The following is a 19,591-nucleotide window of genomic DNA, read 5'->3' as shown; positions in this document are numbered from 1 at the left end:
TGGGTTCCGTCTGGGTAAATTTTCGAGTGTCACAGTCGGGGAGGCGCAACGGTGTTCAAGTTGCTCAAGAAGGCGTGGATACCGCTGGTGCTGGTGGTGGTCGTCGCTCTGGGCGCCTACGCGATCCTTCGAATTCGGGGTACTGGGCAGCAGGAACCGAACGTGGCGGAGGGCTCCGGGATTACCGAGAACTTCAATCCGAAGCACATCAAGTACGAGATCACCGGGTCCGGAGGCACGGCGAACATCAACTATCTCGACGAATACGGTCAACCCAACCTCATCGAAAAGGCCCCGTTGCCTTGGTCATTCACGATCGTGACGACGCTGCCATCCATGTCGGCCAACATCATGGCTCAGGGCGAACGGAACGTAACAGACCTCGGGTGCCGGGTAACTGTCGATGACGACGTGCGTGACGACCGGACGAGCACCGACACCTTCAAACCGTTCATCTACTGCTTGGTGAAATCCGTATGAGCAACGCGCACACGAAGTCCCATCGCCCGTTCCTGGGTCGGATGGTCCGGATCTTCTCGCTGCCGATCATCGTTTTCTGGGTGCTCCTCACAGTTGCTCTGGGAACGCTTGTCCCGTCACTTGACGAGGTCGCGGCGTCTAGATCGGTACCACTGAGCCCCACCAGCGCCGATTCGTATCAGGCGATGCTGAACATCGGCAAGGTGTTTCAGCAGTACGATTCGGACTCCACGGCGATGGTGGTGTTGGAGAGCGATGAGCCGGTCGGCGAGGCTGCGCACAAGTACTACGACGAGATCGTCGCCAAACTGAAGGCCGATCCCGAGCACGTCCAGAACGTTCAAGACTTCTGGAGCGATCCGATGACCGCGGCGGGCTCGCAGAGTGTGGATGGTAAGTCCGCCTATGTCCAGATCTTCCTCGCCGGGGACCAGGGCACCAGCAAGAGCTACGCGTCGGTGGCCGCAGTACGTGACATCGTGGCCTCGGTACCCGCCCCGCCGGGCATCATGGCCCACGTCGCCGGAAACAGTGTGCTCAACGCCGACACCCAGGTGGCGGGGCATCAAAGTATGGCGAAAATGGAGTTGGTGTCGGTCGGCGTCATCATCGTGATGCTGCTCGCGGTGTACCGCTCTGTCGTGACGCTGCTCGTTTCGATGGTTGTTATTCTTCTGGAACTTTTTGCTGCACAGGGTGTTACGGCCGCTACCGGCTACCTGAACATCATCGGCCTGACCCCGTACGCGGTGAGCATGGTGACCATGCTGTCCCTGGCGGCGGGAACCGATTATGTGATTTTCCTCCTTGGGCGATATCACGAGGAGAGATCGAAAGGCCTGGAGCGGGAAGACGCGTTCTATGTGGCCTACAGCGGCGTGTCTCACGTCATCCTGGGCTCCGGGTTGACGATCGTCGGGGCGTGCCTGTGCCTCACCATGACGACGCTGCCCTACTTCCAGACCATGGGTCTGCCCTGCGCCATCGCGGTTCTGGTGATCATCATTGCCGGACTGACGTTGGCACCCGCGGTCCTCACCGTCGCGTCGAAGTTCGGTCTACTCGATCCCAAGCACAAAATCGCGTCGCCGGGTTGGCGAAAGGTCGGCACGTCGGTGGTTCGCTGGCCCATCCCCATCGTCTTCGTCACCAGCCTGATAGCCGTCATCGGCTTCGTCGCCCTCATGACCTATGTGCCGCAGTACAACGACAAGCAGTTCACCCCCGCTGATATGCCGGCGAACCTCGCCATGGGCGTTGCTGACCGGCACTTCTCCCAAGCCCGGATGAACCCCGAGCTGCTGATGCTCGAGGCCGATCACGATCTGCGCACCCCCTCGGACATGCTGGTCATCGAAAAGGTCGCCAAGAACGTGATGCACATGCGGGGCATCGAACGAGTGCAGACCATCACCCGCCCATTGGGTGCCCCGATCGAGCACAGCTCGATCCCGTTCCTTCTCGGCGCGCAGAACGCCAGCACACTGCAGTCCGCCAAGTTCAACAACGACAACTCGGCGCAGATGCTCGAACAGGCTGACGAGATGAGCAAGACCGTCGCCAGCATGGAACGCATGTACGCCATAACCAAGGAGCTCACCGAAACCACTCACAGCATGGTCGGCAATACCCACGAGATGGTGGAAGCGACCAAGGAGATGCGGGACAACCTGGCCAATTTCGACGATTTCTTCCGGCCGTTGCGCAACTACCTCTACTGGGAACCGCACTGCTTCGACATCCCGATGTGTCAGTCGATGCGGTCGATCTTCGACACGCTCGACGGCATCGACACGCTGACCGACAAGATGCAGACGCTGACCACCGACATGGACCGCATGGATCAGCTGATGCCGCAGATGTTGCCGGTGCTGCAGGACACCATCGGGACGATGAAGAGGATGCGCGACTTCATGATCGCGACCCACAGCACCATGGCCGGCACGCAGGCCGCACAACAGGAAGCGGCCAAGGGCGCGACGGAGATCGGCCTGTACTTCGATCAGGCCAAGAACGACGAAATGTTCTACCTGCCGCCGGATGTTTTCGAGAACCCGGACTTCAACCGGGCGGTCAAGATGTTCATGTCGCCCGATGGCAAGGCGGTCAGGATGATCATCACCCACCAGGGCGACCCCGCCTCGGTGGACGGCATCGAACATGTCCGCGACCTCAAAGGTGTTGTCGCCGACGCCCTCAAGGGCACCCCGCTGGCCAGTGCGAAGGTTTCACTCGCCGGTACGGCATCGCTCTACAGCGATATGCAGAACGGTGTGAAAACCGATCTCATGATCGTGGTGATCGCGGCGATGATCCTCATTTTCAGCATCATGTTGATCATCACCCGAAGTGTGGTGGCCGCCTTGGTGATCGTGGGCACCGTGGCCGCGTCCCTGGGTACGGCGTGTGGCTTGTCGGTGCTGCTCTGGCAGGACATCCTGGGCCTGGGCGTGCAGTGGATCGTGATCCCGCTGTCGATGGTGATTCTGCTGGCAGTGGGTTCGGACTACAACCTGCTGGTGGTCTCGCGCTTCAAAGAAGAGATACACGCCGGGCTCAATACCGGGATCATCCGCGGGATCGGGGCGACCGGACGTGTCGTCACCGCGGCCGGCCTGGTGTTCGCCTTCACCATGATGTCGATGATCGTGTCGGACCTGCGGGTGGTCGGCCAACTCGGTATGACGATCGGTATCGGCCTGATCGTGGATACGCTGATCGTGCGCTCGTTCATGACGCCGTCGATCGCCGCGGCGCTGGGCCGCTGGTTCTGGTGGCCGCTCAACACCTTTGAGATCACCAGGCGCGGTCGCGAAGAGCGTGCCCGGAAGGCGGGCGAGACCGACGACAACACCGCGCCGATACCGACAACGACGGTGTGACAGCCGTGACTGGCCCGGATTACCCGCCTGACGCAGAGTCGAAGTCGAGATTGCGCCAGCGGACTGACGGCCGACTCGACCGGTCGCGTGATCCGGCCATCCTCGACGCGGCGTTGGCCGCGTTGGCCGAAAACGGTTATGTCAACACCAACATGAACGACATCGCGGCGCGCGCCGGTGTCGGTAAGGCGGCCATCTACCGTCGCTGGTCGTCGAAGGCCGCGTTGATCACCGACGCGCTCGTGTACTGGAAGCCCGACCTGCTCGACGACGATGCGCCCGACACCGGCAGTCTGGAAGGCGATTTCGACGAAATCGTGCGGCGCACGGCGCGCAGCGACAACGACCTATTCTCCTACGATCTGGTGCTGAGGGTCGCGGTCGAGGCCACCCACGATCCGCACCTCGGCTCTGCGCTCGAAGATCTGATGCTGCTCAAGGGTAGGCGGGTGATGACGACGATCCTTCAGCAAGCCGTCGCCCGCGGCGAGGTGTCGGCCGACCGGGACTGGTCGTTGGTCGCTGATGTGCTGACCGGGATGGGCCTGATGCGGGTGGTCAACGGTCAGAGTGTCGACTCGAAGTACGTCCGGGACGTCATCGACAACTTGATCCTGCCCGCCGTACGGGGCCGCTGACGGCGGTGCCCGGGGTGCCGGGCCGTCGGCGTGCGGTTCATCGGGGGTAGGATTGTGATCAGGCCGGATACATCAGTTGGTCAACCGTGACGTTCGACAGTCACGATTTTCGATGTTGAACCGTCAGCAGCCGGCGATTAACCATCGCTTGCTATCCAATACCAGTGCGGTAGTCCCGCACCTCTCAAGGACACTCTCTATGGAATCGTCCGAACTGTTTTCACACCCTGAACAGCAAGAACCTATGCCGGATGTCGACAGCTCGAGTGACCCGGCCTGGGGGCTGGTCTTCTCGGATCGGCCCACGGATCGGCCGGCGCCACCGCCTCGCGCAGACGCCCAGTCGCCGTCGTGAACGGCCTCAACGGGACTCGACGGCTGGCCAGTCCGGTCCGGCTCGCCCTCGCCCGTCAGTTGGGTGCCGATATTGACGGAGCGTGGTGGCCGCACACCGCCTCCGTGGCGAACGAACTGCCGGAGCTCGTCGGAGTTCTGCATCGATCGATCGGCGAAGTTGTCGATATTCGCGTCAACTGGTCGGCCGCCCAGGGGCAGCTGGACCTCGACTCGATCGTGACCGGCACCCGCCTGCCCACCGGGGTGAAGCTGAGCCGGCCCCGTCTGATGATGGTGGCGGGCCGGGACCAGTGCGTGAAACTGCTTGTCGTCCCGTGCAAGACGTCCGTCAATCTCGGCGGGTTGGTGATGCGCTGCGCCGCGTCCATGCCTGTGGAGGAAACGGTGCGGCGTACTCCCATGTTCGACACCGCAGATCGCGTGCTGCGCGTCGCCCAGGTCGAATCTGCGAGATGGCTGGGGGATCTTCAGGCGCAAACGCCTGTGTGAACGAAAGAAAATGGGCTGGTACGGAATTCATCCGTACCAGCCCACCATCAGGTCTTGGGGCGGTTAGACCGCGGTAACTCCCGTTGCCTGGGGGCCCTTGGCTCCCTGGGTGATCTCGAACTCGACACGCTGGTTCTCTTCGAGCGACCGGAAACCACCGCCGGTGATCTCGGAGTAGTGGACGAAAACGTCCGGGGCGCCGCCGTCAGGAGCGATGAAGCCGAAGCCCTTTTCGCCGTTGAACCACTTCACAGTTCCCTGTGTCATATTTTTACTTCTCTCATCGTGAAACTGGACGTACCAAAAACGTCCGGATCAAGTATGACACGTCGATGGGTGGGGCGCCTAAAAGAATTTGCTTCTGCCGCAGACGTTTGGCTGGGTGGGGCCCCGTGCCGTTCGGTCGAATCAGGTGGACCGGCGGTGACGATCACGCAGGAGCGTCGTGATCGGCTTTCTTGCCGAACGGCAGCACGTGCATGATCCCCACCACCACGGTGCCGATCACCAGACCGATGACGGCTGACACACCCGTGTTGACCAGCCAGGCCAGCAGGCCGCCGAACCCACCGCCGACTGCATGGCGCGCCGCCTCCTCGGCATGGTGGACCAGGCCGTAGAGCGTGTGCCACCCAAGGGTGTCGGTACCGACCAGCAGGATGTGTCCACCGACCCAGAGCATCGCCACTGTGCCGATCGTCGACAGTGCCGAGAGCAGCTTGGGCATCCCGGCCACCAGGCCGCGGCCGATCTTCTGCGCCGCCTTCGATGAGCGTTGGGCCAGCAGCAGGCCCATGTCGTCCATCTTCACGATGCCGGCCACCACGCCGTACACCGCGGCCGTGATCACCAGCGCGACGATCACCAGGATGATGAGCCGCGGCAGGAAGGGCTGGTGAGCGACCTCGTTGAGCGCGATCACCATGATCTCGGCCGACAGGATGAAGTCGGTGCGGATCGCACCCGTGATCATGAACTTTTCGGGGTCGCCGCCGACGGCCGTGGTGGGCGCGTCGTGGGCGTCGTGACCGCCGTGGTTGAGGAAGCGTCCCCAGACCTTCTCGGCGCCCTCGAAACAGAGGTAGGTCGCGCCGAGCATCAGGATCGGCGTCAGCAGCCATGGAGCGAACTGGCTGAGCAGCAACGCCGCGGGCAGGATGAAAACGATCTTGTTGCGCAGCGACCCGATCGCGATGCGCTTGATCACCGGCAGCTCGCGATCGGCGGTGAGGCCGTGGACGTACTGCGGCGTCACCGCGGTGTCGTCGATCACCACGCCGGCGGCCTTGGCGGTCGCCTTCCCGGTCGCGGCACCGATGTCGTCGATCGACGCCGCCGCCAGCCGGGCCAACGCCGCAATGTCGTCGAGCAAACCGAACAGGCCGGCGCTCATGTCGTCACCATGATCGTGAAGGTTACCGGCCCTCACATGCCGATGAGCGACTCGATCCAGCCGCGGGCGAAGTACAGGATGAAGCCGGCAGCCACGACCCACAGCAGCGGGCTGACCTCGCGGGCCTTACCCGCGGCCGATCGCAGCACGGCCCAGGCCACGAAGCCCACGCCGATGCCGTTGGCGATCGAGTAGCTGAATGCCATGGTGGCCACCGTCAGCACGACCGGCAGGGCCACCGAGAACTCCGAGAGATCGATGTGGCGCAGCTGCGACACCATCATGGCGCCGACGATCACCAGGGCCGCGGCGGCGACCTCGGTGGGCACGATCGAGGCCAACGGCGCGACGAACATGGCCGCCAGGAACAGCGCGCCGGTGATGAGGTTGGCGAATCCGGTGCGAGAACCCTCCTCGATGCCCGCGCCGGATTCGATGAAGACCGTGTTCGACGACGCCGATGAGGAGCCGCCGACGACGGCACCGGCACCTTCGACGATCAATGCGGATTTCAGCCGCGGGAAGTTGCCCTGGGCGTCGGACAGTCCGGCCTCCCGTGACAGCCCGGTCATGGTGCCCATGGCGTCGAAGAAGTTGGCGAACACCAGGGTGAACACCAGCATGATGGCCGCCAGGGCGCCGATCCGGCTGAACGCGCCGAGGCTGACATCGCCGACGAGGGACAGGTCGGGCAGTGCGAACGGGGAGCCCGACAGGGTCGGCACCGACAACCCCCACCCGCCGGCGTTCTCCTGAGCGGAGCCGAGGTGCCAGATCGCCTCGACGATCACGGCGACCACGGTGCCGGTGACGAGACCGATCAGGATGCCGCCGCGCACTTTCCGGGCCACCAGGATTCCGGTGAACAGGAGAGTGAATACGAAGACGACGGTCGGTACGGTGTTGATCGAGCCGACACCCCCTGTGCCGAGACCGACCGGGGGAGATGGCAGGCCGGTCGAACCGACGAATCCGGCGTCGACCAATCCGATGAACAAGATGAACAACCCGATGCCCGCGGTGATCGCCAGCTTGAGTTGCATGGGTACCGCGTCGAACACCAGTCGGCGGAATCCGCTGGCCGCCAGTGCCACGATGATCAGACCGTCGATGACCACGAGGCCCATGGCCTCGGGCCAGGTGACCGTGCCCACCACGGTCGTGGCCAGAAACGAGTTGATGCCCAGACCCGCGGCGAACGCGAACGGCAGCCGCGCGATGATCCCGAACAGGATCGTCATCACCCCTGCCGCCAGGCAGGTGGTGGCCGAGACCTGAGCGAATTCGAGCTTGTTGCCCGCGACGTCGGCGGAACCGGAGAGGACGACCGGGTTCAACACGATGATGTAGGCCATCGCGATGAAGGTGACCAGGCCTCCGCGGATCTCGGAGAGGGCCGTCGAGCCGCGGGCCGAGATCTCGAAGAAGCGATCGAGTCGATTCATAACCGATGAGCCTAAGGCGGGAACGGCCCGGTTTCGCGGCGTATCGCCGATGACCGTATGGGCGCGACTGGCGGCCTCCGGCTCGATCCCGGCGCGCGCGGAAGGCTGTGGAGCCCAACACCGTCTGAGTCAGCTGCTGTGGAGTCAATTTTGACATGTTGAAGGGCAACAGCCGCAAAGAGATTGGCGCCAGAAAACCATTTGACCTCAACTTGGGTTGAGGTGTCATGCTGCGTGCATGACAGTTCGGCGCGACCGGTGCGGTGTGGAAAACCGCCGCGAATCCGGGGGTAATCCCCCTGGGGAACGGCTGCGCCGCCGGATAACTTCGAGGAGCGAACTGTCTGAGGCCGGCGATATGAGCAGTGGCAGGAGCGGGGGCCATGCCGATGAGCACGGATATACACGTGAGTGACGATTGTCGCGCGGAACGGTTCGAGCGCGATGCACTGCCGTTGGTGGATCAGCTCTACGCGGCCGCGCGTCGATACACGCGCAATGCCGCGGACGCCGAAGATCTGGTTCAAGAGACAATGGTCAAGGCGTACAGCAGCTTTCACACCTTCCAGGACGGTACGAACATTCGGGCCTGGCTGTTTCGCATCCTGACCAACACGTGGATCAACGCGTACCGCACCGCGCAGCGTCGACCGCGGGAGGTCTTCGCCGACGCACTCTCGGATGCCCAACTCGCAGAGGTGGCGCAGCGCTTCCCGCTCGGCGTGGTCTCGGCGGAACTGGCGGCCCTGGAATCGATGGGCGATGACGACGTGCGCCAGGCCATGCGAGCGTTGCCGGAATCGCAGGGCGTCGTGGTGTACTACGCCGACGTTGCAGGCTTCCGCTACAAGGAGATTGCGGAGATTCTGCAGATTCCGGTCGGAACAGTGATGTCGCGATTGCACCGCGGGCGTCGTGCGCTGCGTTCGAGGTTGGTTGAAATGGCTGTCGCCCGAGGCTATCTCGACCGTCCGTCGGGCAACGGCACGGCAGCCTAGCCGCGCGGGCTGGTGGGCAAGGCCGGGACTTTCAGGTAACCGACAGCAAGTTCTCAGGCTGCGGGCCCCGACTGCGTTCCCGCTCACGGCGGTGTAAAGTTCCTCCCCGCTGTACATAGTTATTCGAACTAATTCGCCGATCGCCGGGGCCTGTGCCAGTGGCGGGTGCGGGCAATCGTCGGGAGGTACCGGTGAGTCCTGGTCGGGCTGTTCGTCGTTCGCTGAAATACGCATGGATTCCGATGGTTCTGATTGTCGTACTGGCCGTATCGGGCCTGGTGGTCTCCCGTCTGCATCGCATGTTCGGGTCCGAGGACCTCAACGCGAATGCCGGCGCCGGGATCGAGATCGTCCAGTTCAACCCCAAGGTGGTCTTGTACGAGGTGTACGGACCGCCCGGAACTTCCGCCGAGATCAGCTATTTCGATCCGGACGCCAAGGTGCACTCGGTCAACACCCCGCTGCCCTGGTCCGTCACCCTGTCCACCACGTTGCCGACCGTCAGTGCGAACCTGATGGCGCGCAGCGACAGTGAAAGCAGCGGCGACCACATCGGGTGCCGGGTCACCGTCAACGGCACTGTCCGCGAGGAGCAATCCGCCAATGGCGTCAACGCCCAGACCTACTGCCTGGTGAAGTCCGCATGACCACATCCGCCACCTCGCCTGAGCCCACCGGCAAGCCGAAACGACCTGTCTTCCCGCACCTGCTCCGCATTCTGGCGTGGCCGATCATCCTGATCTGGGTCGCGATCGCGGTCGTCGTCAATGTGATCGCGCCGCAGCTCGAGGTCGTCGGCGAATTGCACGCCGCACCGATGGCGCCCGAGGACGCCCCGTCGATGCAGGCGATGAAGTTGATGGGGGCCAACTTCAAGGAGTTCAACTCCAACAGCACGATCATGGTCGTCATCGAGGGCCAGGAGCCGCTGGGCCCGGACTCGCACCAGTACTACGACGAGATCATCCGCAAACTGCAGCAGGATCCCGAGCACATCCAGCACATCCAGGACTTCTGGGGTGACACGCTGACTGCGGCCGGCGCGCAGAGCGCCGACGGCAAGGCGTCGTACGTGATGATCAACCTCGCCGGCGAGCAAGGCATGACGCTGGCCAACGAGGGCGTCGAGGCGGTCCGCAAGGTCATCGAGGAAACGAAGGCTCCCCCGGGGGTGCAGGCGCACGTCGCCGGCCCAGCCGCACTGACCAATGACATGCATGTCATCGGCAACGCGAGCCTGGCCGAGATCACCCTGATCACCCTGGTCGCCATCGCAGTCATGCTGCTGGTGGTCTATCGCTCGATCAGGACCACGCTGATCCAGTTGTTCCTGACGTTCCTGGCGCTGCTGACCGCCCGCGGCGTGGTGTCCGTGCTGGCGATGCACGACGTATTCGGGTTGACCACCTTCGCGGGCAACATCCTGACCATGCTGGCGATCGCCGCTGCCACCGACTACGGAATCTTCATCTTCGGCCGGTATCGCGAAGACCGCGGCATGGGCCTGGACCGGGATGACTCGTACTACGCGACTTTCAAATCGGTCGCGCCCGTCATCGTGGGTTCCGGTCTGACCATCGCCGGAGCGACCTACTGCCTCAGCTTCGCGCGACTGCCCTACTTCTCCACCATGGGTGCCCCCGTCGCGATCGGCATGGTCGTGGTCGTGGTCATCTCGGTCACGCTCGGCCCGGCGGTGCTCTACCTTGGCAGCCGTATCGGGCTGTACGAGTCCAAGCGGCCCCCGCAGAGCAAGTTCTGGCGCAAAGTCGGCACCGCGGTGGTGCGTTGGCCCGCACCGATTTTCGTGGCCAGCCTGTTCATCGTGCTGATCGGGGTGGTGGCCATCCCCGGGTACAAGCCGGCCTACAACGACCGGTACTACCTGCCCGAGGACGCCCCGGTGAACGTCGGTTTCGCCGCTGCCGACCGGCACTTCTCCCAGGCCAGGATGAACCCCGACATCCTGATGGTCGAGTCCACCCATGACATGCGCAATCCCGCCGACATGCTTGTGCTGAACAAGATTTCGAGCAATGTGATGCACGCCGAAGGCATCGCGATGGTGCAGAGCATCACCCGGCCGCTGGGAATCCCCATCCAGCACAGCTCGATTCCGTTCCAGACCAGTATCTCGGGGCAGACCAGCAATATGAACCTGCCGTTCCAGCGCAAGCAACTCGAAGACCAGCTTCGGATGATCGACGCGACCAACACCTCGATCGACATCATGAAGAGGCAATACCAGCTCTCGCTCGAACAGACCCACCTCACACAGGACTCCGCGGCCAAGTCGCAGGAGCTGCTCGAGGTCACCAAGAAGATGCGGGACAACATCGCGAACTTCGACGACCAGTTCCGGCCCATGCGCAACTACTTCTACTGGGAACCGCACTGCTTCGACATCCCCATGTGTTCGGCGGCGCGTTCGGTCTTCGATGCTCTCGACGGGATCGACGAGCTGACCGACAAGACGTCGTCGGTGCAGGTCAATACCGACCAACTGGCCGACCTCGCCCCGAAACTCACTGCGCTGCTCCCCCAGACGATCGCGTCGATGGAAACCAGCCGGGACCTGTCGCTGGCGTCGTACAACTCGCAGAAGGCCCTGATCGACCAGATGCAGGCGATGAACGACACGGCGCTGTCAATGGGTGCGGCCTTCGACGACGCCAAGAACGACGACCTGTTCTATCTGCCCCCGGAAGCCTTCACGAACCCCGATTTCGAGCGCGGCCTCAAAATGTTCCTGTCGCCGGACGGTAAGTCCGCCCGCATGTTCATCACCCACCAGACCGACCCGGCGACGGTGGACGGGATCGCACGAGTCGATTCCGAGCGCAAGGCCGCGCAGGAGGCCCTGAAGATGTCGTCACTGTCGGACGCCAAGATCTATCTCGGCGGTGTCGCGGCGACGTACAAGGACATGTCCGACGGTGCCCGCTACGACCTGATGATCGCGGTGGTGTCGGCGCTGACGCTGATTTTCATGATCATGCTCATTCTGACCCGCAGTGCGGTGGCCGCGTTGACCATCGTGCTGACGGCCGGTAGCTCGATCGCCGCGTCGTTCGGCATCTCGGTGTTGCTCTGGCAAGACCTGTTCGGGATGCCAGTGCACTGGTTGGTCATGCTGATGTCGGTAATCATCCTGCTGGCGGTCGGATCGGACTACAACCTGCTGCTGGTATCCCGGTTCCAGGACGAGATCCACGCCGGCCTGAAGACCGGCATCATCCGGTCCATGGCCGGCACCGGTGGCGTGGTCACCTCGGCCGGGCTGGTGTTCGCGGCGACGATGGCCGGCATGATGGCGAGCAAGCTGATTGTGCTGGCCCAGATGGGCTCGACCATCGCTATCGGCCTGCTGATCGACACCTTCATCGTGCGCTCGCTGCTGATGCCGTCGATCGCCACCCTGCTGGGTCGGTGGTTCTGGTGGCCACAAGTCGTTTATCCCCGCGGGGACAACCACTTCCGGAAACCGGTGCCGCCGCGCACACCCCGCGCCGACGATGAGGACACAACGTCGATTCCGGTGTCCACCGGCTAGATTCACCGGCGATGACCTACTTCGGCGAGTTTCGGACCAATTGGCAGCCGCTGGCCGCCGCGACCGCCGGCCTCAGTGCGGGTCTGAGCCTGAGCGCCTACACGAACGCCGTGATGGGGCCGCAGTTCGTGGCGGCGTTCGGGTGGAGTCGTTCGGACTTCGCGCTGACGGGCGCGATCACGTTGCTCACGTTCGTGTTCCTGCCGGTCTACGGCCGCCTCGCCGACGTTGTCGGGGTGCGGCGGGTCGCGGTCATCGGCGTCGTCGGGCTGCCGTCGTGCTGGATCGCGTACGCGTTGATGTCCGGTCCGATCTGGCAGTACTTCGCGATCAACGTCGCACTCATCGCGCTCGGGGTGACCACGACGCCGGCGATCTACAGCCGGCTGGTCGCAACGCGTTTCCAGGCGGCCCGGGGTCTCGCCCTGGCCATCGCGATCTCAGGTCCACCCCTGTTGGGTGCGATCGGCGCTCCGGTGGTCGATGCCGTGAACCGCGCACATGGTTGGCGGGCCGGGTGTGTGGCCATCGCCGTCACGATCGCGGTCATCGGCGTCATCGCCCTGATGCTCGTGCCCAGGCGCAACGGCGACGCCGTGCCGGCCGCGGGAGAACGCAAGGCCGGCAGGGATTACCGCGCCATCGGGCGCAGCAGGGTGTTCTGGATCCTGCTGCTGGGTGTGCTGCTGTGCAATCTCTACCACTCGGTCACCACCACCCAACTCGGCATCATGCTCGGCGACGCCGGAGCCGGCGGTGACGTCGCGGTACTCATCACGGTGTTCGCGACCGCCGTCATCGTCGGCCGCTTTGTGTGCGGTGTGGCGCTCGATCGACTGCCCGCGCAGGCGGTTGCCGCGGTGGCGATGGCACTGCCGGGTCTCGGCTGCCTGCTCATCGCCTCGTCGTGGGACGGCATCGGTGTCCTCGCCGTGGCCGTCTGCTGTCTCGGAGCGGCCTGGGGAGCTGAAGGGGACGTGATCGCCTACCTGGTGGCACGCCACTTCAGCCTGGGCGTGTACAGCACGGTCCTCAGCATCCTGTCCGCGGTGATCGGGGTGTCGTCGGCCCTGGGTGCGGTGGTGTTGAGTCGTATGTTGGCTGCCACCAACAGCTTCGACGGGTTCCTGGTGCTGGCCGGAATCGCCGCGTTCATCGGTGGCGCGCTCCTCCTGCTGCTGCGACGGGGGCAGGTCGTATTTACAAATGACGATGAAAGTGTCACGGTGTCCTGATGGACTTCTCCCATGTCGAGCTTGCCGAGGAGGACGTGGCCTTCCGGGAAGAGCTGCGCGCGTTCCTGGCCCGCGTCGTCACCGACGAGGTGATCGCGCGTGACCGCGAGACCGGGGAGAACTTCGACGAGGCGGTGCATCTGGCCCTCGGCGGGGCCGGGTATCTGGCCGGGGATTACCGGGCCGAGGCCGACGGCGGATTCAGCGCGGTCCGGCGCCGCATCTGGGAGCTGGAGATCGGCCGCGCGCACACCCCCTGGTTCCACTGGGGGACGACTGCCATGGTCGCCCACACCGTCGAGAAGTTCGCCTCGGCCGAGCTTCTCGACGAGGTGCTGCCGGGAGTTCTGGACGGGCGGTTGCGGCTGTGCCTGGGTTACACCGAACCCGAAGGCGGGTCCGATGTCGCGACCTGCAAGACCCGCGCGGTGCGGGAAGCGGATGGATCAACTTGGGTTATCAACGGCTCCAAGATGTTCACCTCGAATGCGCACAACGCCCAGTACGTGTTCCTGCTGACCAACACCGATCCGTCTGCGGCCAAACACAAGAGCCTGACGATGTTCCTGGTGCCGCTGGATTCCCCCGGCGTCGAGATCCAGCCGATCCGCACCGTCGACGGAGACCGCACCAACATCACGTATTACAGCGATGTGCGGGTCGGTGACCGCTACCGCGTCGGTGAGGTGAACGGCGGCTGGACGGTCCTGCGCGGTGCCCTCGAACTCGAACATGGCACCTTCGAACGCGAGACGCGTGGTCTGCAGAAGCTCGCCACCATGACCGAGCACATCAACCTGATGGCCGAAGCGGTGGACCACGTCGCGGCCGTCGCCCCCGACGACGCGGCGTCGAGCTACCGACTGGGCCGAGGCGTCGCCCGGTTGGAAGCCGCTCTGAGCAGTCCCGGCATGTACGGCCGCGTCGCGATCGCCCAGACCATGCGCGAGGTATCCCCGGACCTGATGGACCTCCTGGGGTCGGCTGGTGCGCTGCCCGTCGGCGCGACCGGGGCGGCAGACGACGGAGGTGCCGAGTACATCTTCCGGTTGGCCGGCCCCACCGGCATCTACGGGGGCACCCTCGAGGTGTTCCGCAACATGATCGCCCAGCAGGCACTGGGGTTGGGCCGGCCGAACTACTCGCCGGCGAAGTAAACCGGCTGAACCGACGCCTTGCCGCGGCACGCCCTTGACATCTGTATGGGACAGGGGGTCCCATACAGATAAGAGGAATGGGACTCACGGTCCCGGTAAATGTGGCCTGGGTGTGTTGGGGAGGGGACGTCATGGCATTGACGAAGGCGGTCCGGCGGTGGCGGGACCGGATGGACGTCAGCGACGATGCGGATTACTGCACGAGGCTGGCGACCCTGTCGGCGGGATCGGTGCACCGCAACTTCAACCCGTATCTGGACATCCCGTGGGATTCGCCGCAGTTCACGGTGACGGCGAACGACCCGCGATGGGTGCTGCCCAAAAGCGACCCCATGGGCGGGCACGCGTGGTACCAGGCGCAGCCGCTGGAAAAGCAGATTGCGATCGGCATGTGGCGTCAGGCGAATGTCGCCAGGGCCGGCCTGCAATTCGAGAACATGCTGATCCGAGGGATCCTGAACTACACATTCTGGGTTCCCAACGGCAGCCCCGAATACCGGTACTGCCTGCACGAGGCGGTGGAAGAGTGCAACCACACCCTGATGTTCCAGGAGTTGGTGAATCACACGGGCGTGGACGCTCCGGGGTTGGTGCGGTGGCTCAGATGGATCCACTGGCTGCCGCCGCTGTTCGCGAGTCCGATGCCGACGTTCTTCTTCATGATGGTGTTGTGCGGCGAGGAGCCGATCGACCACTTGCAGAAATCGATCCTGCGCGAGGGCGGCAACGTCCACCCGATCATGGAGCGCGTGATGGCGATACACGTCGCCGAGGAAGCTCGCCACATCTCATTTGCTCACGAGTTCCTGCGTCGCCGAATCCCGGAAATGCGGCGGTTCAACCGATTTGGGCTGTCGATCATGTATCCGCTGAGCTTCCGCCTGGCGGCCAAGCTCATCGCCAAACCACCACGCTCCTTCTGGCGTGAGTTCGACATTCCGCGATCAGTCATGAAAGACATCTACTGGCGGTCGCCCAATTCCAGGGCGATGCTGCGCGAGATCTACGGCGACGTGAGGATGCTTGCCGAGGACACCGGCCTGATGAACCCGATCGCCAAGATCCTGTGGCGGATTCTGCGAATTGACGGTCCCGCGTCGCGTTACCGCAGCGAACCGGTGCGCAAAGCGGTCACCGTCGCCTGACAGCGGGCGATCCCGACGCCACGGTGGAGAAGTGCTGCCACCTCGGTAGTGTGGCCGGGTGCATCCCTTCGACAAGGCCCTGGAACTCGAACCGTCCGGCGATGATCGGTGGCGCGGGCGCACAATCCCCGAGTGGGCCAACATGGTCGGCCCGTTCGGTGGCATCACCGCGGCCGCCATGCTGCGGGCGGTCGAGTTGCACCCGAAACGGCACGGCCAGCCCATCGCCCTGACGGTGAACTATGCGGCACCGATCGTCGACGGCAACTTCGACATCGTGACCAGGGCCGTCAAGACCAACCGATCCAATCAGCACTGGATCGTCGAACTCAGTCAGGACGGTGAGGTCAAGACCACCGCCACCGCGGTATTCGGGCTACGACGCGACGGCTGGTCCGACACCGAGATCGAATGGCCGCAGGCTCCGGCGCCCGAGGACATCGAGCCGACGGTGCCGCCGTTCGGCGTGACGTGGTTCGACAACTACGACATGCGGTTCGTCGACGGGGGGATGCCCGACATCGGCAGTGAACCGACTGCATCGGCGAGTTCCACCACGAGCCTGTGGGTGCGCAACAAGCCTTCCAGGCCAATGGATTTCGCCGCCCTGGCCGCGGTGAGCGACATCTTCTATCCGCGGGTTTTCCTGCGTCACGGCCAGTTCGTACCGGCCGGAACGGTGTCGATCACGGTGTATTTCCACGCCGACGGCGAGCAGCTCGCCGCGCAGGGGGACGACTTCATGCTGGGAACGGCGCGGGCGCACAAGTACTCCGGCGGCTACTTCGACCAGACGGCGCAATTGTTCGGCCGCACCGGCGCATTGCTGTCCACCAGCCACCAGTTCGTCTACTTCAAGGCCTGAGACTTCACGGCCCGCGGTCCTCGGGGACCGATTGCAGGGCGATCCAGGCGCTCACTCGGGTCTGCGGATCGTCGAGCTTCCCGGGTAGCACCGCCTCGATGGCCGCGAGACGATTGCGCACCGTGTTGCGGTGCAGGCCGAGTTCTTCGGCGACCTTGAGCCGGGATCCGTGGTGGCGCAGGAAACAACGCAGAGTCTCCAGCTGCTCGGAATCGAGCCCGCGCAACCAGGATTCGGCGAAGGCGGTGGCTTTCTCGGGATCGATCAGCCCGAGCGGGCCGTTGTCGATCACCCGGTCCCACACCACCGCACCGGAAACATCGGTGGCCTGACCCAGTGCCAGGCCGGCGGTGCGGTAGCCGGTCTCGCCGTCGCCGGGTGTGACCGAATTCCCGATGCCGATGAGCAATCCTTCCTCGGCCAACCGGGAACCGGTCGCTTCGGCACGGGAAGGCTCGGTGGCCGCGCACAGCTCACCGGCGTACACCCCGGCGAGGATGCCGCGTCGCTCGAGGGTGGCTACCGCGTTCTCGATGGCGGATTCGTCTCCGGCGCCTCGGAGGAAGCGAATGTGCTTCGGTAGCTCGATCGCCGCCTGGTCCATCTCCAGCACTAATTGTGCTGTGCGGAGGTCACTTTCGGCGAGGAGCTCTAGGGCGCGGCTGCGCAGGTGCCGTCGGGTGGTGGCACGGCTCCGGTCCTGCTCGTCGATGAGCCCCAACAGCGCCACCGCCGTCGTCACGGCCTGACGCTGTCCTTCCGACGCCCGGGCCGGCATCAAGGCGGCCAGATAGGCCGATGCCCGCCCGCTCAGACCGATCGGGTGGACCGACACCGAGGTTGTCGGATTCGACTGTGCGGCAGCCGAACGTAATCCGTGTGCCTGAAGTCTCTTGACGTCGCCGGCGACCTCGTCGAGTGGAAATTCGGCGCGGCGGGTGCCGACCGGGCCGGTGACGACGCGGCCGTCGGGATTCATCAGGCACGTCGCGCCGTCGAGAGCCGCGGCCAGCGCCGTGATGACCGCAACGGCAGGTTCCGGTTTGGCCGCGGCCGAGATGAGCTTGCGCTGCGTCTTGAGCGACTCGCGTGTGGCAGTGGACTCCTGTTCCTCCAACAGGTGCGCGACGTGCCGGCTGATCGCGACGAACGTGGTCGGCCGCGGCACCTCGAACAGATTCACCTGGTGTCGCCGGCATGCGTCGGTCAGTTCAGCGGGCGTCTCGGCGTGGGTGAGTCCGACGGCGAACCCCACTGCGGCCACGCCGGCGTCGCCGAGCCGGTGCACGTAGCCGTCCCACTCGTCGTGCCAGGTGCTGGTTTCGAGGCCGGTGGTCAGCAGGATCTCGCCGCCTTCCAGGAATGGCCCCGGGTCGGCGAGCTCACTCGTGGCCACCCAGCGGACCGCTGCCTCGGGGCGACAGACCTGGACGGCACGCAGCCCGAGTGCGCGTGCTTCCAGCAGATCGCCGACCAGGACCACACCGACAGTGTTGCACAAGTACAGACGAGACATATGTGCACTTCTGACCTGCTGGCGGCGCCGACGGTTGCCTAGCGTGAGGAACGAATACCGCCAGCTGCAGGAGGAACACGTGACCATCGCTGAGATCGCGGGTGCGGCCGTCACCCAGGAACGCCGGCTCGTCACCACCATTCCGGGCCCGGTCTCCCAGGAGATGCAGGCGCGCAAGACCGCCGCGGTGGCCGGTGGTGTGGGGACCACATTGCCCGTCTATGTGGTGGCCGCAGGCGGCGGAATCCTCGTCGACGCCGACGGTAACCAGCTCATCGATTTCGGCTCCGGCATCGCCGTCACCACCGTGGGCAACAGCGCACCCGCCGTGGTGGACGCTGTCACCCAACAGGTCGCCGCGTTCACCCACACGTGCTTCATGGTGACGCCGTACGAGGGCTATGTGCGGGTGGCCGAGGAGCTCAACCGGCTCACTCCCGGCGACCACGACAAGCGCAGTGTGCTGTTCAACTCCGGCGCCGAAGCCGTCGAGAACGCCGTGAAGATCGCGCGCGCCTATACCCGCAGGCAGGCAGTTGTGGTGTTCGACCACGCCTACCACGGCCGCACCAACCTCACCATGGCCATGACCGCCAAGAACCAGCCGTACAAGAACGGCTTCGGGCCGTTCGCCGGTGAGGTGTACCGGGTGCCCACCTCCTTCCCGTTCCGTGACGGCGAGAACGACGGCGCTGCTGCGGCCGCCCGCGCCCTGGACCTCATCGACAAGCAGGTCGGCGCCGACAACGTCGCCGCCGTCGTGATCGAACCCATTCAGGGCGAAGGCGGATTCATCGTTCCCGCACCGGGATTCCTGCGCGCACTGCAGAACTGGTGCACCGACAACGGCGCGGTGTTCGTCGCCGACGAGGTGCAGTCGGGCTTCGCTCGCACCGGTGCGATGTTCGCCGTCGAGCACGACGATGTCGTGCCGGATCTGATCGTCACCGCCAAGGGCATCGCGGGCGGCCTGCCACTGTCGGCGGTCACCGGGCGTGCCGAGATCATGGACGCGCCGCATGCCGGCGGCCTCGGCGGTACCTACGGCGGCAACCCGATCGCGTGCGCCGCTGCCCTCGCCGTCATCGACACCATCGAGCGGGACGGACTGCTGGCCCGCGCCGTGGAGATCGAGAAGACCATGATCGGCCGCCTCGACGCGATCGCCGCCGAGGATTCCCGGATCGGCGAGGTCCGTGGCCGCGGCGCCATGATCGCCGTCGAACTCGTCAAGGCCGGCACCACCGAACCCGACGCCGACCTGGCCAAGCAGGTCTCTGCCGCCGCACACGCCCAGGGCTTGGTGGTGCTGACCTGCGGCACCTACGGCAACGTGCTGCGGTTCCTGCCGCCGCTGTCGATGCCCGACCACCTGCTGGAGGAGGGCCTGGACATCCTGGCCGCCATCTTCGCCGAGACCCGCTGAGTCCGGGGACCT

At 64.6% G+C, this 19,591-nt stretch carries 16 protein-coding genes; 12 read left to right on the top strand and 4 right to left on the bottom strand.

Annotated features, from left to right (window positions below):
- Positions 1 to 60: 60 nt before the first annotated feature.
- From ACZY08_RS02350 to ACZY08_RS02335, 4 genes are all read left to right on the top strand, one after another.
- Positions 61 to 480, top strand: coding sequence for an MmpS family transport accessory protein (locus ACZY08_RS02350; RefSeq protein WP_463744112.1), 420 nt, complete (start codon positions 61 to 63; stop codon positions 478 to 480).
- Positions 477 to 3,362 (top strand): MMPL/RND family transporter, encoded by a 2,886-nt coding sequence (locus ACZY08_RS02345; protein ID WP_463743003.1) that lies wholly within the window; start codon positions 477 to 479, stop codon positions 3,360 to 3,362. The genes ACZY08_RS02350 and ACZY08_RS02345 overlap by 4 nt, the downstream gene beginning before the upstream one ends.
- 5 nt (positions 3,363 to 3,367) lie before the next feature.
- Entirely contained in the window at positions 3,368 to 4,000 is a 633-nt protein-coding gene (locus ACZY08_RS02340) for a TetR/AcrR family transcriptional regulator (protein ID WP_463743002.1), read from the top strand.
- Between the two features lie 351 nt (positions 4,001 to 4,351).
- Entirely contained in the window at positions 4,352 to 4,846 is a 495-nt protein-coding gene (locus ACZY08_RS02335; RefSeq protein WP_463743001.1) for a DUF5994 family protein, read from the top strand.
- A gap of 63 nt (positions 4,847 to 4,909) precedes the next feature.
- Here the strand turns inward: ACZY08_RS02335 and ACZY08_RS02330 are convergent, their stop codons facing one another.
- The 3 genes from ACZY08_RS02330 to ACZY08_RS02320 all read right to left on the bottom strand — a co-directional run bounded on the left by ACZY08_RS02330 (position 4,910) and on the right by ACZY08_RS02320 (position 7,684).
- Positions 4,910 to 5,113 carry a cold-shock protein gene (locus ACZY08_RS02330; RefSeq protein WP_166908296.1) on the bottom strand — a complete coding sequence of 68 codons (204 nt, stop codon included), beginning with the start codon at positions 5,111 to 5,113 and terminating at the stop codon, positions 4,910 to 4,912.
- Positions 5,114 to 5,276: 163 nt separating this feature from the next.
- Positions 5,277 to 6,239, bottom strand: a complete 963-nt coding sequence (locus ACZY08_RS02325) for a DUF808 domain-containing protein (protein WP_463743000.1) — start codon at positions 6,237 to 6,239, stop codon at positions 5,277 to 5,279.
- A gap of 32 nt (positions 6,240 to 6,271) precedes the next feature.
- Positions 6,272 to 7,684: an NCS2 family permease gene (locus ACZY08_RS02320; protein WP_463742999.1), complete on the bottom strand. Its 1,413-nt coding sequence runs from the start codon at positions 7,682 to 7,684 to the stop codon at positions 6,272 to 6,274.
- Between the two features lie 383 nt (positions 7,685 to 8,067).
- Between ACZY08_RS02320 and ACZY08_RS02315 the strand changes: the two genes are divergently transcribed.
- The 7 genes from ACZY08_RS02315 (at position 8,068) to ACZY08_RS02285 (ending at position 16,637) form a co-directional block, all read left to right on the top strand.
- Positions 8,068 to 8,682: a sigma-70 family RNA polymerase sigma factor gene (locus ACZY08_RS02315; RefSeq protein WP_463742998.1), complete on the top strand. Its 615-nt coding sequence runs from the start codon at positions 8,068 to 8,070 to the stop codon at positions 8,680 to 8,682.
- A gap of 242 nt (positions 8,683 to 8,924) precedes the next feature.
- Positions 8,925 to 9,329 carry an MmpS family transport accessory protein gene (locus ACZY08_RS02310; protein WP_463742997.1) on the top strand — a complete coding sequence of 135 codons (405 nt, stop codon included), beginning with the start codon at positions 8,925 to 8,927 and terminating at the stop codon, positions 9,327 to 9,329.
- A complete protein-coding gene (locus ACZY08_RS02305; RefSeq protein ID WP_463742996.1) occupies positions 9,326 to 12,235 on the top strand; it encodes an MMPL/RND family transporter in 2,910 nt (969 codons plus the stop codon). The genes ACZY08_RS02310 and ACZY08_RS02305 overlap by 4 nt, the downstream gene beginning before the upstream one ends.
- Before the next feature lie 11 nt (positions 12,236 to 12,246).
- The gene (locus ACZY08_RS02300; RefSeq protein WP_463742995.1) at positions 12,247 to 13,470 is read left to right on the top strand and encodes an MFS transporter; all 1,224 of its coding nucleotides are present in this window, start codon (positions 12,247 to 12,249) and stop codon (positions 13,468 to 13,470) included.
- The gene (locus tag ACZY08_RS02295; RefSeq protein WP_463742994.1) at positions 13,470 to 14,627 is read left to right on the top strand and encodes an acyl-CoA dehydrogenase family protein; all 1,158 of its coding nucleotides are present in this window, start codon (positions 13,470 to 13,472) and stop codon (positions 14,625 to 14,627) included. Before ACZY08_RS02300 ends, ACZY08_RS02295 begins: the two co-directional genes overlap by 1 nt.
- A gap of 131 nt (positions 14,628 to 14,758) precedes the next feature.
- Complete coding sequence (locus ACZY08_RS02290) at positions 14,759 to 15,772, top strand: AurF N-oxygenase family protein (RefSeq protein WP_463742993.1); 1,014 nt, start codon at positions 14,759 to 14,761, stop codon at positions 15,770 to 15,772.
- Positions 15,773 to 15,830: 58 nt separating this feature from the next.
- Positions 15,831 to 16,637, top strand: coding sequence for an acyl-CoA thioesterase (locus ACZY08_RS02285; protein ID WP_463742992.1), 807 nt, complete (start codon positions 15,831 to 15,833; stop codon positions 16,635 to 16,637).
- Between the two features lie 4 nt (positions 16,638 to 16,641).
- On the opposite strand, the gene ACZY08_RS02280 is transcribed toward ACZY08_RS02285, so the two are convergent.
- A complete protein-coding gene (locus ACZY08_RS02280; RefSeq protein WP_463742991.1) occupies positions 16,642 to 18,153 on the bottom strand; it encodes a PucR family transcriptional regulator in 1,512 nt (503 codons plus the stop codon).
- 79 nt (positions 18,154 to 18,232) lie between these two features.
- Here ACZY08_RS02280 and gabT point away from each other — a divergent pair, with 79 nt between their 5' ends.
- On the top strand, positions 18,233 to 19,579 hold the full coding sequence (gene gabT / locus ACZY08_RS02275; protein WP_463744111.1) for a 4-aminobutyrate--2-oxoglutarate transaminase: 1,347 nt from the start codon (positions 18,233 to 18,235) through the stop codon (positions 19,577 to 19,579).
- The last annotated feature ends 12 nt before the right edge of the window (positions 19,580 to 19,591 follow it).

The organism is Mycobacterium sp. IDUB_9 (assembly GCF_055419505.1).
Note: the sequence above shows the minus strand (reverse complement) of the source record. Positions and strands in the feature narration are given on the sequence as shown.

Coding starts and splice junctions, on each gene's coding strand:
- ACZY08_RS02345 (WP_463743003.1), top strand. CDS start 477: ATGAGCAACGCGCACACGAAGTCCCATCGCCCGTTCCTGGGTCGGATG.
- ACZY08_RS02330 (WP_166908296.1), bottom strand. CDS start 5,113: ATGACACAGGGAACTGTGAAGTGGTTCAACGGCGAAAAGGGCTTCGGC.
- ACZY08_RS02325 (WP_463743000.1), bottom strand. CDS start 6,239: ATGAGCGCCGGCCTGTTCGGTTTGCTCGACGACATTGCGGCGTTGGCC.
- ACZY08_RS02320 (WP_463742999.1), bottom strand. CDS start 7,684: ATGAATCGACTCGATCGCTTCTTCGAGATCTCGGCCCGCGGCTCGACG.
- ACZY08_RS02315 (WP_463742998.1), top strand. CDS start 8,068: ATGCCGATGAGCACGGATATACACGTGAGTGACGATTGTCGCGCGGAA.
- ACZY08_RS02310 (WP_463742997.1), top strand. CDS start 8,925: ATGGTTCTGATTGTCGTACTGGCCGTATCGGGCCTGGTGGTCTCCCGT.
- ACZY08_RS02305 (WP_463742996.1), top strand. CDS start 9,326: ATGACCACATCCGCCACCTCGCCTGAGCCCACCGGCAAGCCGAAACGA.
- ACZY08_RS02300 (WP_463742995.1), top strand. CDS start 12,247: ATGACCTACTTCGGCGAGTTTCGGACCAATTGGCAGCCGCTGGCCGCC.
- ACZY08_RS02295 (WP_463742994.1), top strand. CDS start 13,470: ATGGACTTCTCCCATGTCGAGCTTGCCGAGGAGGACGTGGCCTTCCGG.
- ACZY08_RS02290 (WP_463742993.1), top strand. CDS start 14,759: ATGGCATTGACGAAGGCGGTCCGGCGGTGGCGGGACCGGATGGACGTC.
- ACZY08_RS02280 (WP_463742991.1), bottom strand. CDS start 18,153: ATGTCTCGTCTGTACTTGTGCAACACTGTCGGTGTGGTCCTGGTCGGC.